We start from the raw sequence: 17,494 nt of genomic DNA, 5'->3' as shown, positions 1-17,494 counted from the left end.
GGCCGGTCCGCGTACAGTGCGATCGTGACCAATGCACGCGTGGAACCGGCCGGATTCGATGACGAACTGGCACCGGAGCCGCCGCCCGGTGAGGGCTTCGAGGCCAGCTGGCCGGTGCGAACGGGCGACATCGATCCGACCAACCGACTGCGCTTCGACGGGGTTGCGCGCTACCTCCAGGACGTCGGCACCGACAACCTCGACGCCACTCCCCTGGGCAAGACCGATCCGATGTGGATCGTCCGGCGAACCGTCATCGACGTCTTCGAGCCCATCCACTTTCCGGACCACGTGCACATGCGCCGGTGGTGTTCGTCGATGTCGACGCGCTGGTCCAACATGCGAGTGGCGCTGACGACGCCCAAGGGTGGACGCATCGAAACCGAGGGCTTCTGGATCAACATCAGCAAGGACACCGGCATGCCGACCCGCATCAGCGACGGGGCACTCGAGATGCTGGCCAGAACCACCGATCAGCACCGGTTGCGATGGAAGGCCTGGCTGACCGAGCCGGTACCAAGAGAATCGGACACGGACGTGCAGTTCCCTTTGCGCGCAACCGATATCGACCCGTTCGACCACCTCAACAATGCAGCGTACTGGCACGCGATCGAGGAGCTTCTGGTTGGCGTTCCCGAGCTTGCGGCGTCTCCACACCGAGCTGTGATCGAGTACCTGACCCCGGTCGTTGCGGGCGAGCAGGTGACACTGCGCCACCGCTACGACGGCGGCGCGTTGACCGTCTGGTTCGTGGTCACCGGCGCATCGGGCGAGCCGACGGTCCGCACCGTGGCCAAGGTTGCCCCCAAGGCCTGACGGTCGAGCTTGCCGCGTGGGGTGCGGGGAAGACAGTCGAGCGGCACGATCTGCACCGGGAGACTCGGGCTCGGCAACGACGAGCGCACGTGCCGACGTATCTGCGCCGCTGTGGGTGAGTCCCCTTTGGCTACAACCACTCCCGCTGCAGGTACCTCGCCGGCACGATCATCGGGAATGCCGACCACTCCGGCGTCGAGAACACCGGGGATCGACAACAGTGCCGCTTCGATCGGGGCCAGTTCGACCGTGAGTCCGGCTCGAACGATCGTCTCACTGCCGCGGCCGAGCAGCGTCAGTCGACCCTGTTCGACACTGCCGCGATCGCCGACCGTCATCCACCCGTCGACCGGCCCGTTCGTCAGAGTGGTGCGGTCGCCCACTCGGCCCAAATAGCCGTCGAACAACATGTCGCTACGCACGTGCAGCAGTTCGTTCCTGGTCTCCACCTCGACCCCGTCGAACAATGCGCCCACCACTTCGACACCATCGGGAGTTCGACGGTCGTACGAGACGAAGCTCAGCTCCGACGCACCGTAGAAGTGCGTCAGAGTTGCGTTCGGCAGTACCGTCGCCAATGCCGCGCGACCCGACAGCGGCCATCGCGCCGCAGACGAGAGCACTTCGCGGACACTCTCCGATCGCACTCCCGAGCGAGCGATGTCCCAGGCGATGGTCGGTACCGAATACAAATGTGTCGGAGCATCTTCGAGAGCATGTATTGCTGCGCGTAGATCCACAGTCGCACCGCGGGTGAGACCGTGCAGTGCCCCGTAGAGAAAGTGCGTGTGGTCGAGGGTGCCCGATGCAGACACTCGATCGCCCGGCCCGAGCTGGAACAGTGAATCGGAACGGTCGAGTGTGGCAGCCCAGGACGCCTGATCACGGACGAACAATTTGGGTGGTCCGGTCGTTCCGGAGGTGATGCCGACCAGGAGTTCGGCGTCAGGGGTCGGCGGCTCGATCGGGGTGACACGGCCGGCAGTGAGGTGCTCGGGTGCCACAACAGTGTCCGCACCCCACCTGTGCAGCCGTGCGTGCTGTCGCGGATGCGCGATGATCAGCGACGGTCGGCACACTCGAATGGCGTCGGAGAATTCCTCGGGCAACAGATGGCGATGCAGCAGAACGACACTCACACCGGCATGCATTGCCGCCAGAACCACGATCAGCGACCCGATGTCCGACGACGGCAGTACCGCCACCCGACGCATTCCCGTCAACGATCCGCCGGTGCGCTCGACCCGATCCCACAGTTCGCGATAGCTGATCTCGCCGGTCGCGTCGACGATCGCTGCGTCTCGTCGTCCAGAATGCCGAGCAACCCGCGCAGCGAGCAGCTCACTCGTCATCGTCTGCACCGTCGTCGTCCACACCGCGCGCGACGAGGGCATCGCCCATCGCGTCGGCGGTGCGGAGGGCGCGCACCAGAACCGGAGTGGCCAGGGCCGTCATCGACCATTGCAGTCCTCGAGCCTTACGGGCCTGAGACACCTCCTGGACGATGGAGGCCAGTAGTGGGATGCACCGAATGGCAAGGGCAAGAAGCAGTCCGATGCGATCCGGGTCGACGCCGAAGCGTCGGATCGGGCCGAGGGCTCGTGTGACGGTGTCGAGCATGTCGCTCACCCGGGTGGTCAGCGTGACCAGTGCCGCGAGGGCAACAGAGATCACCAGCACTCCGCACACCACGACCGCGCGCTGCCACGTGGTGATCAGCACCTGGAACACGCCGATGATCAGCAGCATCCACAGCACCGGACGTAGTTGCGCCAGTGCGACTTTCGCCGGAATGCGGGCCAGCGCGAACAGAGCGGCGACGATCAGCGCCACCAGGCCGACCTCGATCGGGGTGCGCGCGAAGATAACGGTCGCCAGAATTGCAACGATGAGCGACAGCAGTTTCCAGCCTGGGCTCATTCGGTGCAGCAGCGATGTACCGGGGCGGTAGAGACCGATCACCCGATCAGCTCCCGATACGCCGGAACCGCTGCGGCGGGGGCACCGTCGAATGCGACGCGGCCGTCGTCGATGACGATGACACGCTCGAAGCTGTCCAGGAGAGCAAGCTGATGAGTCACGACGACGACTTGCTGGTCCATGGAATCCAGAGCCTGCGCGACGACGCGTCCGTTGCGGAGGTCGAGCAACGTGGTCGGCTCATCCGCAACAACCACCTCCGGTCGCCTGATGAGGACGGCACCGATGGCGAGTAGTTGCTTCTGCCCACCGGACAGCAGATGCGCCGGGTGATCGCGATGCTGATCGAGACGGAAGCGGACGAGGATTTCGTCGACACGGTCGGCTACTTCGCTCTTGCTCAGCCCGGACCGGCGCAGAGAGAACGCGAGATCCTCTGCGACAGTGGGCATGACGATCTGCGAGTCGGGGTCGGTGAAGACGAACCCGACCTTCTTGCGAACCTGCGCACCTTTCTTCGCGGCGTCGACGCCGTCGACCGTGACGCGGCCGGAATCGGGCTTGATCAGCCCGTTGATCATTCTGGCCAGCGTCGACTTTCCCGACCCGTTGGACCCGATGATGCCGATCCGACGCTCGTCGAATTCGAGGTCGATGCCCGTCAGTACCTGCCGCTCCCCGAACGAGTGGGAAATGTTCTCGAACTTGATAGTGCTCATGTCACTCGCTCCACCAACATCGCTATTCCTTGCCCGCCGCCGATGGCGCAGGCCGCCAACCCCAGTGCCGGACCGTTCGGTCGCAGCATCTGGGATGCCAATCGCACCAACAGTATTGCGCCCGACGCGCCCCACGGATGACCCATCGCGATGGCACCGCCATCCGGGCAGATGCGCTCCTCGTCGAGACCCAGCGCATCCGAGACTGCGAGTACCACCGACGCGAACGCCTCGGTGATTTCGATGACCCCGATGTCGCTCAGTGACACCCCGGTGCGGGCGAGGAGCTTCTCGATAGCAGGTACCGGGCCGAGGCCGGGAAGAGCCGGATCCGACCCGGCCACCGCGCTGCCGAGGATGCGCAGCGTCGGCCTTCCGGCAGCTATCTCGGCCGTGGTGATCGCCAGAACCGCTGCACCGTCGGAGATTCCGCAGGAGTTCCCCGCGGTGACTGTGCCGTCGGAAGTGAACGTGGGACGCAGTCTGCCCAGGCGCTGGGCAGTCACGTTGGGACGGATGCGCTCGTCGGCGCTCATCTGTCCGATCGGGATGATTTCGGCGGAGAAGTCGTGTGCCGCGGCTCGTGCGAAGGACCGTGCGGCGTACTCGTCCTGCCGTTGCCGGTCGATTCCACGCCTACGCGCGAGTTCGTCTGCCGCAACGCCCATGTCAGGATCGTCGAAACCCTGGGGAGCGAACGGCGCTCGGGTGTAGCGAACCGGTTCGCCGCCGTCGACCGGGGGCCAGAACCGCCACGGACTCGTACTCGCGGATTCGACGCCACCGGCCAGAAGCAACGTCTCGTCGCCGCTACGGATGCGCGACGCCGCCTGCATCACGGCGTCCAGGCCGGATCCACACTGGCGGTCGACAGTGACGCCGGGGACGCCGACACCGAGTCCCGCGAACAGGGCCGATACGCGTGCAACGTCGCCGCCGGGGCCGAGACAGTTGCCCATAATCACGTCGTCGACGGGGAGGTCTAATGAACTGACTCCTGCTGCAACAGCTTTCAGGACCGGAGCGGCAAGGTGCGGCACGGTAATCCCAGCGAAACCGTGACCGGCGATGCCGATCGCGCTTCGTTTGGCCGCCACGATCACTGGAGTACTCACAGCAGGGCTTTCCGGGCGATCTTGCCACTCGCAGTGCGGGGCAACTGCTGAACCACCGTCCACCGCCTGGGCAGCGCCTCTTTGGTCATGATTGCACGAGCGTCGGCACGAACGACGTCGAGGTCGCGGGTCCCGTCGAGTTCGATGACGGCAGAGACTGTTTCGCCCAGAACCGCGTGTGGTGCGCCGATCGCTGCAGCGGCTCGGACGCCGTCGAGCGTGGTCAGGATGCGTTCGACGTCCTCCGCCATGACGGTGGTACCGCCGACGTTGATCGCAGCGTCGCCGCGGCCGTACACGACGAGTTCGCGGCCAGTGAGCTCAGCGAGATCGCCGACACCGAACCAGCCGGCGGCACTCAGCGCGGAGTACGGCGAACGCACGACGAGGTAACCACCGTCGGTACGTGCTTCGACGCCACGGAGCAGCTGCAGCGACGCCTGTTCGCGTACTACCCGTGCCGCCACCAGCGAGAGCTCCGCTGAGCCGTAGTACTCGATCAGCCTGATTTCCGCCGCCGAGATCGTCTGTGCAGCAGCATCATCGAGTCCGGCCCCGGCCGCGACGGCAACCCGCGCACGAGGCATTCGGCGAAGGACATCACGGAGGACCGCAGGCACCGCGTGCACAGCCGTGGCGTCGGCCGGATTGTCGGTGACGCAGGCCCCCAACCACAGTGCATGCACCGCGGCGAACAAGTGCATCGTCGCGTGCAGTGGTCCGGTGATCAGCACTGTGTCAGTCGGTCGGATACCGGAGATGTCGGTGAACTCGGGAAAGCTGTCGACCCACGACGCGGCGGTGCGGGCGAGCGGCTTGGGGCGTCCGGTGGAGCCGGACGTCGCGACCAGTAGAAAAGCGTCGGGATTCGGGTGTTCGGTGCGGTCTGGCCTGGTAGCCGGATCTTCGACGCGCACCGCACGTCCCTGCCGCGCAGCCGCGAAAACGCAGATCAGCGCCTCGGGTAGCTCGAGCGCTGAGGCGTCGTGCGGGTGGGCGTCTCGTGCTGGGAGGTGTGGCCATTGCTCGACGGCTGCGTCGAGGTCGGCGTAGGTGAAGGTGCGACCACGCCACACTATGGCAGGCACCGCGCCTCGACCTCCCAGCTCGAGAGTCACGCCTTGATCAGGCCCGGGTATGCGCGGTGCACGCTCTTGGCGACGACGGTCGCGACGACGACCTTGGCGATGTCACCGGGCAGGAACGGGCCGTTGGACGTGATTGCGGCCAGGACGCCGACGTCGGTGCGCAGGATCAGACCGATGATCCCGAAGACGTAGACGACCACTATGCCGCCGACGGCGTTGATCGCCAGACCGAGCGCGATCGAGTACTTCGGCAGGATGCGGGCCGTGAGCCAGCCGATCAGCAGCGCCGCCGGGATCCAACCGATGAGGTAACCGACGGTGGGCCCGGCCATCGCCGACAGACCGGTACGTCCACCTGCCAGCAGGGGGAGGCCGATCATGGTCAGCGCGAGAAATACCAGGACCGCAGCAGTGCCTTTCCTGGCACCGAGGATCGCTCCGGACAGGATGATGCCGAGGGTCTGCAGGGTGATGGGGACGCCGGAGAAGCCGACCGTGATCGATCCCGGCAGGCCGAGAGCAGCGATGAGCGCTGCGAACACCGCGATCTGCGCCATATCCCGGGCGGAGACGTTCATTCGGCTGACCTTACGGCTCGGCGGGCGGGTACTGCTGTCGACATCTGACACGGGTGGCTCCTCGAGGAGTGGGGCGGTCACCTGCCCCAGAGACTTGAACGGCGTTCAAGGTAGCAGGTGTGCGGTTCTGACCACACTCTGGACGGTCTATTTTTCAGAAGGGCGCAGGATCGTATCTGCTCCGATCGAGCCGGATGCGCGCGTGCACGACGCGACAGTGCTCGCGGTACGCACGTCTCATCTCTGCCAGTTCTTTCCTCTCAGTGTCCGAAGACGCAGAACGAAAGTCCGCGAGTGTCGGCGGTACAGAGCCGCTGAACTCGAGCTCCCATCTGGTGGGTTCGAGCGGGGACGGCGCATTGTCGGCCGATTTCTTTCGGCGACGGCGGCGTCGGGGAGAGCACGTGGTCGAGAACTCCGGCAACGTGACCGCGCGTAGACCCACAGAGTTCGACCACAGAATGGCCCCTCCGGCGAGCATCACCGCCGACCACGCTTTCGAGGTCTTCGCCTGATGATGGAAGACGCACACCGGTTGAAGATTGGTCACGATCGTCCACCCGCCGCGCCTCGGATCGTCTTTGTCGAACGGAACCAGATGATCGATCTGGCACCGGGCCGACGGCACGTCGCAGTGGGGGAACGTGCACGTGCGATAGGCCGTCCGCACGAAGGCAGCGACGCGCGCGCTCGGCCGATAGGTCACCGCGGCTCGCGACGGAACACCTTGTCCGCCATGACCGTCGGGGAAAATGCCGCGCGCACGCTCGGGCTGTTCGGCAATCCACCCGAGCCAACGTGCGACAAGCCCATCCCGGACAGACTCCTCCCCCAGAATCTGATCGGCAGGCGGACAATCTTGGGCACATGTGCCGCGCACCGGCGGAAGCTGAGCGGCACTGCGCACCCGGCCGATACCCAGCACTGTGCGCAGCAAACAAAAGCCGGGTGGAGACTGACCGGCCGGGTCGTCAGGGTCTTCGGGATCGTCCCGATTGATCGGGTCAGCGCAACGGTTCGAGCCCTTCATCGCGGGACCGCGACCGTCATCTGGGTCGTCGCCTCCGGTGGAACCACCGCCTCCATCGCCGGGACCGCCGGGCCCATAGTCGTCAGAACTGCCGGGTCCATCGTTGCCAGGCCCATCGTCGTCAGAACCGCCGGGTCCATCGCCGTGGGGACCGTTGTCGTCAGGACCGTTATCGTCAGGATCATCGGGACCCTCGTCGTCAGGATCTTCAGGACCTTCGTCGTCAAGACCGTTGTCGTCAGGATCATCGCCGTCCGGATCGGCGTCGTCAGGATCATCGCCGTCCGGATCGGCGTCGTCAGGATTGTTGTTGTCGTCCGGATCGTCGCCGTTCGGGCTGCCGTCGACCCGGGTGTCGTAGTTCGGGGCGTCGTCGTCCGGATCGCCGTCGTTCGATTTGTTGTCGTTCGGGTTCTTGCGCGTTGGACTGCGCGGCTCGTGCCTGTCCTGCTCGTGCCTGCCTTGCTTGGGCTTGTCTTGCTCGGGCTTCAGCATGTCGACCAACTCGGTCAGCATTGCCTGCCACTTCGCGTCGGCGGCGACGATGCGCGCCACCTCGGGATCGATGGGAGTTCCGTCCGCCAAGGTCGCAGGTTCCGTGGACAGCCCCAGCAGAGTCTCCACCGCCACCACGATCTGCAGGAGGTGCCCGCGCCGAGGAGGGAGATCATCGGCGGCACCGGCAACCGGGCAATCGTCATTGAGATCGCACTGACAGACCAGCGAGTGCTCACCGTGCAGTAATGCCATCAGTCCGGCGGCCCGCAGCATCCCCGTCGACCGCGGATCGTCCTTGCAGACCGTACCGACGATCTCGACAATGAGCGCATCGGCTTCGGCCGATTCCAGATCCGTGATCTTCGCGATGAGCGTCGAAATACCGCCAGGACCGGTTCGGTCGATCCGCACTCCGACTTCCTCGGATTTCGCGGTCTCGCGAGCCTGCGCAGCGCCGTCCGGATCTGCCTTCATCCACAACCGCCAGATTCGGTTCCGCAAGGCTTGCGGGCGCATTCGGCCGCCTGCAGCGCAGACCTCGTATTCGATTTTCGAGATGGTCTCGTCACTGGCCCGATGCAACACCGACGTGATGGTGACCACCGTCGACCAGTCGAAGCTTCCGGTCACGAAACGCAAGGCGGTCAACGGCATTCGATGTAGGCGTTCCGCGACGTCGTGCACCACCGATGCATCGCGACGCGTGCCGGTCATCGTCACGGCCAAATCACACAGCGCACCTCGGACCGTCTCACCCGGATCGCCATCGGCGGCCTCGGCGGCCTCGAGACGCATCTCGAGGACGTCGCAGTACGCGAGTAGGGTCCCTGCCCGGGCAAGGTTCTCGTTGACACGGCTCAGCGCAATGACATCGAGAAATCCCGCGATGCAGTCATCGACCGACGGCGTTTCCGCCGCTCCCCACCCCCCGGTATCGAACATGTATTCGATACTACGAGAGGGGTACGACAAGAAAATATCGCGCGCTTTCGACGGCAGGATCGGTGTAACGGAGCGGTGGTCAGCTACTCGATTCGTGACGTCCGGCCCGGTGATGAGGATGATTTCGGCACCGCACACGTGGCCATCTGAAAGGCGACGTATGCGGGGATGATGAACGACGCCAAGCTCGATGCGATGAGGCCCGAACACCGAATCGAACGGTGGTAGCAGATCATCGCCGGTCTCGACGACGCGTCTGCACGTGGGATCCGGACCCGGTGCGCTGTGGACGTCGCCAGTTCTCGCATCGTGGGCTTCGCCACCGGCGGCCCGCCGCGGGACGTAAAACCCCCGGCCGCAACGGAATTGTGGTCACTGAATGTTCTGCCCAGTCATCACGGCACTGGCGTCGCCACCGAACTAATGGTCGACGCAATCGGTCACCGAACAGGTTCTGCGTATCTCTGGGTCGCTGCAGGAAACGACCGCGCGATTGCGTTCTATCGCAAGCATCGGTTCGATACGGATGGCACCACCAGATTCGACTCGGACTGGGAATGCCGCGAAGCCCGAATGGTCAGGGCTTGACTGGCGGGTTGGTTCTGGGTGTGTCCGGGTCGAGCTTCTCGGGATTGAGCACGACCTCGGCCACCATCGGCGTTGTCTCGACGGTCGAATCGCCGTAGCGAACAGCCACCGTGTTCGGCAGAAACGCCTCCAGCGCCCTCGGGGTGAGCCACCACAGCAACGCGGTGAACAGGATCAGGATGTTGACCCACTGCATGATCGTTGCGGCGTTGTCGGACGGAATCACTCGATCGAACACCTGAACGTTCATCACCAGACCGTGCACTGCGATCAACACCCACAGCCGTCGGTAGCGATAGAAGACCCACACTGCCGCAGCACCCCAGCACACTGCCCACAGAAAACCGCCACCGCCGAAGTACAGGTAGAGCAAGCCCCGCATCGTGGCCGACAACGCCATGATGGCCCAGATCGGCAGCCTGCCCACGAGCAGCAACACCGGCAATGCCACCAGGATCGGCTCCTCGCGCAGACCTACCGCAAGCGCAGAAACGACTGCAAGCCAATCGGATTCGATCGAAGCCGGTACCGAGAAGCTGAAGCGGAGCACATCCATCCGGGACAGCATGAGCAGCAGGGCGGACGCAGCACCGATTGCGGCACACCAGGTAATCGCCGCCTCGAGCGCAGTACCGCGACGCATCGGCCATACCGCCGGCAATGTACGACGACGAACGAAGTACACCGAAGCGATTGCCGCGGTCCCTACTGCCACTTGAATCAGACCCACAGCAAGGTCCGTCCATTGATCCGACAGCGTGAGTACGGGAGCAGGAGCATTGGGCTCGCGGAAACGCCACAGCGCACCCACCAGAGAGATGAAGTAGAGGACGCCCCAACCGGCCACCAAGCACAGAACCATCACTGCAGTGCCGACTGCGGTCAGGCCACGCCGACGCGAGTGAGCCACGAAGCCCGCATCGAGACTGCTCGCCACCAGGTCACCACCAATCACCGCAAAGCCTGCTACGAAACAGCTGTCGACCCCCGGACTTGTTTATCACGCGGGGACCGAAAATTCAGTACCGTCGCAGCGATCCGATTCATCGGCGACCATCGCGGTCCGGTGTGTCGGTCGAATCCTCGCGTCCAAAAATGTCGTCGCGTAACTCGCGGACAATTCCGCGCCTGCCGGTGGCGCGCCGCGAGTCCCATACATCCACCACAGCAAGGACCATCAGGACACAGCCGAGGGGGCCGCCCTGAAACCAGAACACCCGCAGGTCCCAGAAAAACAGTGCCATCACTGCGCCGACGACGATCAAGACGATGCTGCGCGCATCGGTTGCCCGAAATTTCACTGCTCTCATAACGCATCCTTTCCTCGAGTCGACCGGGGCCGACGTCACACCAGGTTCAAATCGATGGCCGTATCTGCGGCCAGCAGCGCACCCACGACGATCAATACGGTTCCCACCGCGTCCTGACTCCAGCGTTGAGCGCGTTGCGTCAGACGCCATAGAACTGACGAAACAAGTTGCGATGCAGCGACTCTGAATGCAAGCAGGACCAGAGCCGGTAGCAGAGTGATGAGCACGTAGACCGCGAGAAGCGAGACCGAGAACGCCCATCCCCGGCCGGACGCGGCCACCGCGTCGATCGCGGCGAAGTAAGGCAGCATTGTCGCCACCTCGACCGCGCCCACTGCAACAGCGAGGAGGGCCACCCCTCGAGCACTCGCCGGTGCCAGCATCCACCACGTGCCGCTCGGGCGTCGACGCCGTCGATCGCAGACGAGGCCCACGACCAGAACGACCACACCCACCGTCATCCGCACCCACGCATTTCCGGGCACGGCATGGGCCATAGACGCAAGGGTCACGTCGTGGAACACGGTCAGCAGCGTGATGCCGACACCGAGATACAGCAGCCCCAACACGCCCAGGTGCAGCAGTACCGCTCGAGCCCGGAACGACGGCCGCAGCATCATCCACAGCGGAACCGCAAGAGTCCCGACGCCGATGCTGTCCACCAGCGCGAGCCCGGTCAGCTGAATTAACACAGCTGTATCGTAACAGGATTCCGACACAGGTGTGTGAAAAAGATTTTCTCGTGCTAGAACAGACCGATGCCGAAGATCGTCGACCACGACGCACGCCGGGCGGAGATCGTTGCCGCCGTCTGGCGTGTGATCGAACGAGCAGGCATGAACGGGGCAACGGTCCGTAGCGTCGCCGCCGAAGCCGACGTCTCCCCCGGATCGCTGCGGTACTACTTCTCCGACCAGGGAGAACTGGTGCTGTTCGCAGCCGAGGCCATGACGCAGCGCGTCGTGCATCGGTTGGAAGCACACCCCACCGACTGCGACGGCCTGACGCGGGCCATCCGAGTTCTCGAGGAAATGCTCCCCCTCGACGAGAACCGCCGCGTCGAAGCGTCGGTATGGCTCGAGGCGCTAGCCCGAGCCCGGTTCGACGAACGGTTGGCCGCGCTCAAGACGGCTGGTTGGTTCGGGAGCCGGTACCTATGCCGACTCGCCTGGGCGTACCTACGAGATCTAGATGTGCCCGACTCACCGCAATTTCTGTTCGGAAGCAACGCAGACGAGAACGCCGTTGCCGAACTGCATACATTCGTCGACGGACTCACGCTGCAGGCGGTGACGTACCCCGAACAACTCACATCCGACGAGGTGTGCCGACTGCTGCGGGACTACCTGAACACACGCCTCTAGGCCGCCTTCGCAGCCGCGACGAATCCGGCCGGATCCGTTACTCGAGGTAACGTCGATGGGATGCATGTGTCCGACCGCCTCACCGACCACGTTCCCCAGCGCTGGCTCGAGCCCCTCGTCAAGCACGCCGAGGCCCTCAAGTTCCTCATCGTCGGAGCGATCACCTTCGTCGTCACCGTCGTACTGTTCTTCGGTCTGAAGTGGACGATCCTGCAGGACAAGCCGGTGACAGCGAACGTTCTGGCCGTGCTGATCGCGACGATCGTGTCGTACATTCTGAACCGGGAGTGGTCGTTCACCGCCCGCGGCGGACGTCGCCGACACCACGAGGCAGCGCTGTTCTTCGCGGTCGCCGGAACCGGCCTGGCAATCAACCAGCTACCGCTGTGGGTGTCCAGTTACATGCTGGATCTGCGTGCGCCGAACGTGTCCTTCCTCACCGAGAACATCGCCGACTTCGTCAGCGGTTCGATCATCGGCACACTGCTGGCGACCGCATTCCGATGGTGGGCGATGCGCAAGTTCGTCTTCCCGGAGCCAGTGAACGTTCTCCCTGATCCCGATACTGCTGTTACCGATACTGCAGCCTCGACCGTTTACGGTGGACGGCATGGCGACCTCTAAGACCCTCGTGCTGATGCGGCACGGCAAATCCGGCTACCCCGACGGCGTCCCCGACCACGAGCGGCCTCTGGCGGCGCGTGGCGAACGCGAGGCAGGACTTGCCGGGGCCTGGATCGCCGAGCACGTCGGCCAGGTAGACGCAGTCCTGTGTTCGACGGCTCTGCGTACTCGCGAAACCCTTGCCGCCACCGGCCTCGGTGACACGCCGACTCGCTTCGAGCGCGACATCTACGGCGGATCCGCCGACGAAATAATCGACGAGATCCGACTCGCCGACACGTACTTCGACGACGTGACGGTGTCGACCTTGCTGGTTGTCGGGCACGAGCCCGGAATCCCATGGACTGCACTCGAACTGGCGACCGACGACGACACCGACGTCGCCCGCGAGGTTCGACATCGCTTCCCGACCTCGGCAATTGCGGTACTGACCACGGAGAAGTCGTGGGCTGAGCTGACCGCAAGCTCGGCCACCATCACCGAGTTCTGCATCCCGCGTGCCGATCAGTAGTCAGCACATCACCCAGTCAGCGCGCTATCTGATCAGCGGTTCCTGAGGTAGAGGTATCCGGCACCGCCTGTTGCGAGCAAGAGGATCAGGGCCGCGGGGAACCCGAGTAGCCACCACACCACCGCCAGCACCACCAGTGCAGGTGCGGCAGCGATCAGTGCGATGCCGGGATTCTCACGAACCGTCTCCAACGCGGACTGTGCGTGCACTCTGTCGATCTTCTTGCCTGCCATGGCGGACTCCCTGGTATTGCCTACGTGTCCTGTATGCGTGATTCCACAGTAGCGCGTTCGGCTACGACTTTCGGTGGAGCGCAGCGTCGTACCTTCGGCCGAACCACCAGGTACGACGCCTCCGCGGGGGTATCGCGCGCACGTCGGCTGCGGTGAAATCGCGCCTATGAACAATCCAATCCTGCTCACCATCGCGATCTGCGAGGTCGGCTTCTGGGTACTGGTGATCGGCGGACTGTGCCTGCGGTACGTGGCACGCATGCGACGGGCCAGCACGATCACGCTCGCCCTCCTCCCGGTACTCGATCTTGTCCTGATCGCTGCGGTGGCACTGGATCTACACCGCGGCGGTGAGGTCGAATTCGCTCACCGCCTCGCCGGGATCTACCTCGGCTGGACCGTCATGTTTGCGCACTCCACCGTGGCGTGGCTCGACGTGCGCTTCGCGCACCGATTCGCCGGCGGCCCCGCGCCGGTGAAGCCTCCCAAGACCGGTCCGCAGGCCTACCGCAACGAGATCCGAGGATTCGTGAAGTGGCTGTGTGCAGCGGCGATCGCTCTGGCGATCACCTACGGACTCGCGTACACCGTGGCAGACTCGGAGCAGGCTGCAGCACTGAAGACCGTGATCCAACCACTCGGCGTCATCACGTTCTTCTGGTTCGTCACCGGACCGCTGTGGGTAGTGGGCAAGAAGAACTCGAGCTCGAAAGATACGGCAGGAGAACGGAGTCGACTCTGATGCTGGGTTCTCACCGGCTGCCGCATACCTTCAGACCCGCGTGGCGCCCGCGCAATCCCGCGGTACTGCCGATCGAAATGCTGCTGGCCACCGTCGTCTACGCCGGGTTCCAACTCTCCACGGGCACGGTCGGCGACACCAGGGACGAACTCGTCGGCAGCCCAGCCCTGATCGCGGCGAGTGTCGTTGCCCTGATCGCGATGACCGCCGTGACGTGTGTACGCCGGTCGTTTCCCGTCACGTCCTATCTGACCGTCGTGGCAATCAGTATCGCGCTGATCCTGGTGCTGCCCGACCGCACCCTCGGGTTCACCCCGCTGTACTGGTTTGCCGTCGCCGCATTGGCGATTCGGGTGACCGGTCCGCGCCTGTTCGGACCCCTCGCACTCGGGCTGATCCTCGAAATTTTGGTCAGCGTCGACACCCGCCTGTCTTTCCCGGATGCCGCAGCAGGCCCCGGTGGCACGATCGGTGTAGTAGCCGAACAGGTGGCGAACCTGATCATCAACTACACGGTGCTCATCGCCCTCGGAAAGTACATCGCGCGCAACCGGGCCCAGGAACTCGAGAACGAGGCGGCACTGGGTCGAGCCGAGCTCGAACACCGAAGACAGCTCGAGGCCGCGCTCGACAACGAACGAAAAGCCATGGCTCGCGAACTCCACGACGTCGCTGCGCACCACCTGACCGGCATGCTCATCCAGGCCAAGGCATCGAAGACGCTCATCGTGAGCAATCCCGAGCAGGCGCGCGAACTGCTCACCGACGCAATCGGACACGGTCAACGCACCCTCGACAGCTTGCGTCAGATCGTCGGCATCCTGCGCCCGAGCACAGCGACCGACGGACACGGAAACAACAGCGCACCGCAGCCGATGATCGCCGACATCCCCGAGCTACTGGAGCAATCACGAATGTCGTTCGCGTCCATGACGATCGACACCGGGGTGAACAGGGACGACACCGACAGCGCCGTGCAGTTGACGTGCTATCGCATCGTCCAGGAGGCGTTGTCCAATGCCCGACGCCATGCGCCCGACTGCGATGTGAGCGTGCAGGTATCCGAACGTTCGTCGAACATCGAAGTGACCGTGAGCAACACGATTACCTCGGACGCGTCCGGCCGGGGCGAATCGGCCGGACAGGGCTTCGGTATCCCGGGTATGCAGGAGCGAGCCGCACTGCTCGGAGGCACTCTCGACGCCGGATTGTCGGCCGACGGATCCACCTGGTTCGTGCGTGCTCGGCTGCCGGTCGGTGGAAAGATCTCCCGGCCGCTCGAGGTGCCGGCATGATCACCGTCTTGATCGCCGACGATCAACCCGTGGTTCGACAGGGGTTCGAGTTGTTCCTCGCCGGACATCCCGATATCCAGGTCGTCGGACACGCAATCTCGGGAAAGCATGCCGTACAACAGGTTGAGAACCTTCGACCCGACATCGTACTGATGGACATCCGAATGCCGAACGGAGACGGGCTGACGGCAACCCGCGAGATTCTGGCGCGGTTCGACACCACCCGCGTCATCGTGGTCACCACCTTCGACCTCGACGAATACGTGTTCGCGGCACTCGACAGTGGTGCATCCGGCTTTCTGCTCAAGGACACCGATCCCGATGAACTCGCCGATGCGGTCGTCATCGTGGCCGGCGGCGGTGCGGCGCTCTCACCCCACCTGACCCCGCGTTTGATGACGGAATTCGCCCGCCGGGGTGCAACGAGTCGACCCACTTCCGTTGCACCGCAACAGGACTTGAGTCTGCGCGAGATGGAAGTGGTGCAACTGCTGTCGCAGGGCCTGGGCAACAACGACATTGCCCGGGCGCTGCAACTCGAACAGAGCACGGTGAAAACTCACATCGGAAATATCTGTCGCAAGCTCGACGTCAACACCCGAGTCCACGTGGTGATCTGGGCCTACCGCAACGGCCTTGCGAGCAGCAATCAGTGAGCAGCAAGCGAGCTAGGCGGCCTTTTGCTCCTCGTCATCCGCAGTCTTACCGGTTCGCTCGACCAGCGAGGCGGAGTGATCGGTGTACTGGAAGTGCGGTCGCTTGTCGCCGATGTACGAGGTCATCCACGACACCACTGCAACGTAGCGGTTTCGGAACCCGACCAGGTACATCAGGTGCACGGCAAGCCACATGAGCCAGGCGATCGGACCGGACATGTCGACCTTGCCGAACAGCCTTGCCACAGCACTGAATCGGCCGACGATCGACATGCTGCCCTTGTCGGTGTACTTGAACGGCGTTCCGGCGTCGACCTTGCCGATGATCATCTTCGCGACGTGCCTGCCCTGCTGCATCGCCACGGGCGATTGTCCGGGGAGCTTGTTCAACGACGTCACGTCGCCGATCGCGTAGATGTCCTTTGCCGAGCCGACGGTCAGATCCTCGTGCACGAGAAGGCGTCCGGCACGGTCTGTTTCGCAGCCGGTCCGCTCGGCGACTGTCGCGGCCAAGTCGCTGGCCTGCACTCCTGCCGACCAGATGACCGTCTTGGCGGCGAAGGTCCGTGAAGTCTTGGTGTCCACATCCTGCACCGTGACGACGTCGTCGGCGATGTCGGTGACCATGGCCCCGGTGACGACGTCGACGCCGGACTTCTCGAGCTTCGTGCGGGCGTAGGCGCTGAGCTTGCCGCCGAATGCGGGCAGAACTTCCTTCACACCGTCGACGAGGGTGACCGTGACGTCGTCCGGTTCGATGTCGGGGAACGATCCGGCGAAGTAGCGATGCGCGAGGTCCCTGATCTGACCGGCCAATTCGACGCCCGTTGCACCGGCACCGACGACGACGAAGCTCAGCAACTCCTTGCGAGCGGCCGGATCGGTTGTCAGATGCGCGGTCTCGTAGCAGCTCAGGATCTGCTCGCGAAGAGCGATCGCGTCGTCGACGGTCTTGAGCGCGAATGTGCGGTCCTTGAACTCGTCGCGACCGAAGTACGCCTGCGTGGCACCCGTTGCGACGATGAGCCGACCGAAGCCGATGGTGTGGCTCTCCCCCGCGCCGATGTACGTCACCTGGTGAGCGTCTGGATCGACGTCGACGACGCGTCCCAGACGGACGTCGGCGGAATCGTACTGCGAAAGGATGCGACGGATCGGCGGGGCTATTTCACCCGTCGAGAGCATTCCCGTGGCGGCCTGGTAGAGCAGTGGCTGAAAGAGGTGCTCGGTGGTGCTGGAGATGAGCGAGAACGTCACACCGGCCTTGCCCAGAGACTTGGCAGCAGCCAATGCTCCGAATCCCGATCCCACGATGACGACGTCGTACGTTTGCACAGCACTTTCCTTTTCGGCTCGAGTCTTTCCCTTGGCGAATAACTACTTCCATGAAACTCCGACATCGCTGGTCTATCAACGCGAAAGTTGGAATAGTATCCATGAGTAGAACTCATGGATGGAGATGCAC

General features: G+C 64.1%; 20 protein-coding genes. 8 read left to right on the top strand and 12 right to left on the bottom strand.

The window, feature by feature from the left end; all coding sequences use genetic code 11:
- The first annotated feature begins 24 nt into the window (after positions 1-24).
- Entirely contained in the window at positions 25-816 is a 792-nt protein-coding gene (locus AC5WEY_RS20105; RefSeq protein WP_495647242.1) for an acyl-[acyl-carrier-protein] thioesterase, read from the top strand.
- Here the strand turns inward: AC5WEY_RS20105 and AC5WEY_RS20100 are convergent.
- The 7 genes from AC5WEY_RS20100 to AC5WEY_RS20070 form a co-directional block, all read right to left on the bottom strand.
- Positions 720-2,168, bottom strand: a complete 1,449-nt coding sequence (locus AC5WEY_RS20100) for an AMP-binding protein (protein ID WP_495647241.1) — start codon at positions 2,166-2,168, stop codon at positions 720-722. The genes AC5WEY_RS20105 and AC5WEY_RS20100 overlap by 97 nt on opposite strands.
- Positions 2,158-2,778 (bottom strand): energy-coupling factor transporter transmembrane component T family protein, encoded by a 621-nt coding sequence (locus tag AC5WEY_RS20095; RefSeq protein WP_495647240.1) that lies wholly within the window; start codon positions 2,776-2,778, stop codon positions 2,158-2,160. Before AC5WEY_RS20095 ends, AC5WEY_RS20100 begins: the two co-directional genes overlap by 11 nt.
- Positions 2,775-3,455 (bottom strand): energy-coupling factor ABC transporter ATP-binding protein, encoded by a 681-nt coding sequence (locus AC5WEY_RS20090; RefSeq protein ID WP_495647239.1) that lies wholly within the window; start codon positions 3,453-3,455, stop codon positions 2,775-2,777. The genes AC5WEY_RS20095 and AC5WEY_RS20090 overlap by 4 nt, the downstream gene beginning before the upstream one ends.
- Positions 3,452-4,570, bottom strand: a complete 1,119-nt coding sequence (locus AC5WEY_RS20085) for a thiolase family protein (protein ID WP_495647238.1) — start codon at positions 4,568-4,570, stop codon at positions 3,452-3,454. The genes AC5WEY_RS20090 and AC5WEY_RS20085 overlap by 4 nt, the downstream gene beginning before the upstream one ends.
- On the bottom strand, positions 4,567-5,688 hold the full coding sequence (locus AC5WEY_RS20080; protein ID WP_495647237.1) for an AMP-binding protein: 1,122 nt from the start codon (positions 5,686-5,688) through the stop codon (positions 4,567-4,569). The genes AC5WEY_RS20085 and AC5WEY_RS20080 overlap by 4 nt, the downstream gene beginning before the upstream one ends.
- On the bottom strand, positions 5,685-6,236 hold the full coding sequence (locus tag AC5WEY_RS20075; protein ID WP_200936476.1) for a biotin transporter BioY: 552 nt from the start codon (positions 6,234-6,236) through the stop codon (positions 5,685-5,687). Before AC5WEY_RS20075 ends, AC5WEY_RS20080 begins: the two co-directional genes overlap by 4 nt.
- 154 nt (positions 6,237-6,390) lie before the next feature.
- Complete coding sequence (locus tag AC5WEY_RS20070; RefSeq protein ID WP_495647236.1) at positions 6,391-8,706, bottom strand: HNH endonuclease signature motif containing protein; 2,316 nt, start codon at positions 8,704-8,706, stop codon at positions 6,391-6,393.
- Positions 8,707-8,991: 285 nt separating this feature from the next.
- Here AC5WEY_RS20070 and AC5WEY_RS20065 point away from each other — a divergent pair, with 285 nt between their 5' ends.
- On the top strand, positions 8,992-9,294 hold the full coding sequence (locus tag AC5WEY_RS20065; RefSeq protein WP_495647235.1) for a GNAT family N-acetyltransferase: 303 nt from the start codon (positions 8,992-8,994) through the stop codon (positions 9,292-9,294).
- Here the strand turns inward: AC5WEY_RS20065 and AC5WEY_RS20060 are convergent.
- The 3 genes from AC5WEY_RS20060 to AC5WEY_RS20050 form a co-directional block, all read right to left on the bottom strand.
- Positions 9,284-10,231 carry a CPBP family intramembrane glutamic endopeptidase gene (locus tag AC5WEY_RS20060; protein ID WP_495647234.1) on the bottom strand — a complete coding sequence of 316 codons (948 nt, stop codon included), beginning with the start codon at positions 10,229-10,231 and terminating at the stop codon, positions 9,284-9,286. The genes AC5WEY_RS20065 and AC5WEY_RS20060 overlap by 11 nt on opposite strands.
- Before the next feature lie 106 nt (positions 10,232-10,337).
- Positions 10,338-10,604 carry a hypothetical protein gene (locus AC5WEY_RS20055; protein WP_495647233.1) on the bottom strand — a complete coding sequence of 89 codons (267 nt, stop codon included), beginning with the start codon at positions 10,602-10,604 and terminating at the stop codon, positions 10,338-10,340.
- 35 nt (positions 10,605-10,639) lie between these two features.
- Positions 10,640-11,296: a GAP family protein gene (locus AC5WEY_RS20050; protein ID WP_495647232.1), complete on the bottom strand. Its 657-nt coding sequence runs from the start codon at positions 11,294-11,296 to the stop codon at positions 10,640-10,642.
- Between the two features lie 66 nt (positions 11,297-11,362).
- Here AC5WEY_RS20050 and AC5WEY_RS20045 point away from each other — a divergent pair, with 66 nt between their 5' ends.
- Genes AC5WEY_RS20045 through AC5WEY_RS20035 form a run of 3 tightly spaced genes read left to right on the top strand, consistent with a single transcriptional unit; the run spans position 11,363 to position 13,103 of the window.
- Positions 11,363-11,968 (top strand): TetR/AcrR family transcriptional regulator, encoded by a 606-nt coding sequence (locus AC5WEY_RS20045; RefSeq protein ID WP_495647231.1) that lies wholly within the window; start codon positions 11,363-11,365, stop codon positions 11,966-11,968.
- Positions 11,969-12,028: 60 nt separating this feature from the next.
- On the top strand, positions 12,029-12,592 hold the full coding sequence (locus AC5WEY_RS20040; protein ID WP_495647230.1) for a GtrA family protein: 564 nt from the start codon (positions 12,029-12,031) through the stop codon (positions 12,590-12,592).
- Entirely contained in the window at positions 12,579-13,103 is a 525-nt protein-coding gene (locus tag AC5WEY_RS20035; protein ID WP_495647229.1) for a SixA phosphatase family protein, read from the top strand. Before AC5WEY_RS20040 ends, AC5WEY_RS20035 begins: the two co-directional genes overlap by 14 nt.
- A 32-nt stretch (positions 13,104-13,135) precedes the next feature.
- Here the strand turns inward: AC5WEY_RS20035 and AC5WEY_RS20030 are convergent, their stop codons facing one another.
- Complete coding sequence (locus AC5WEY_RS20030) at positions 13,136-13,336, bottom strand: hypothetical protein (RefSeq protein ID WP_057475259.1); 201 nt, start codon at positions 13,334-13,336, stop codon at positions 13,136-13,138.
- Positions 13,337-13,502: 166 nt separating this feature from the next.
- Here AC5WEY_RS20030 and AC5WEY_RS20025 point away from each other — a divergent pair, with 166 nt between their 5' ends.
- From AC5WEY_RS20025 to AC5WEY_RS20015, 3 genes are read left to right on the top strand one after another with little or no spacing between them, the layout of a single operon-like run.
- Positions 13,503-14,078 carry a hypothetical protein gene (locus AC5WEY_RS20025; protein ID WP_495647228.1) on the top strand — a complete coding sequence of 192 codons (576 nt, stop codon included), beginning with the start codon at positions 13,503-13,505 and terminating at the stop codon, positions 14,076-14,078.
- Positions 14,078-15,373, top strand: a complete 1,296-nt coding sequence (locus AC5WEY_RS20020) for a sensor histidine kinase (protein ID WP_495647227.1) — start codon at positions 14,078-14,080, stop codon at positions 15,371-15,373. The genes AC5WEY_RS20025 and AC5WEY_RS20020 overlap by 1 nt, the downstream gene beginning before the upstream one ends.
- Complete coding sequence (locus AC5WEY_RS20015) at positions 15,370-16,029, top strand: response regulator (protein ID WP_495647226.1); 660 nt, start codon at positions 15,370-15,372, stop codon at positions 16,027-16,029. The genes AC5WEY_RS20020 and AC5WEY_RS20015 overlap by 4 nt, the downstream gene beginning before the upstream one ends.
- 12 nt (positions 16,030-16,041) lie before the next feature.
- On the opposite strand, the gene AC5WEY_RS20010 is transcribed toward AC5WEY_RS20015, so the two are convergent.
- Complete coding sequence (locus AC5WEY_RS20010) at positions 16,042-17,364, bottom strand: NAD(P)/FAD-dependent oxidoreductase (protein WP_495647225.1); 1,323 nt, start codon at positions 17,362-17,364, stop codon at positions 16,042-16,044.
- Positions 17,365-17,494: the final 130 nt, after the last annotated feature.

Source organism: Rhodococcoides sp. S146-33, assembly GCF_059489205.1.
This window is presented reverse-complemented; position numbering and strand designations above follow the sequence as displayed.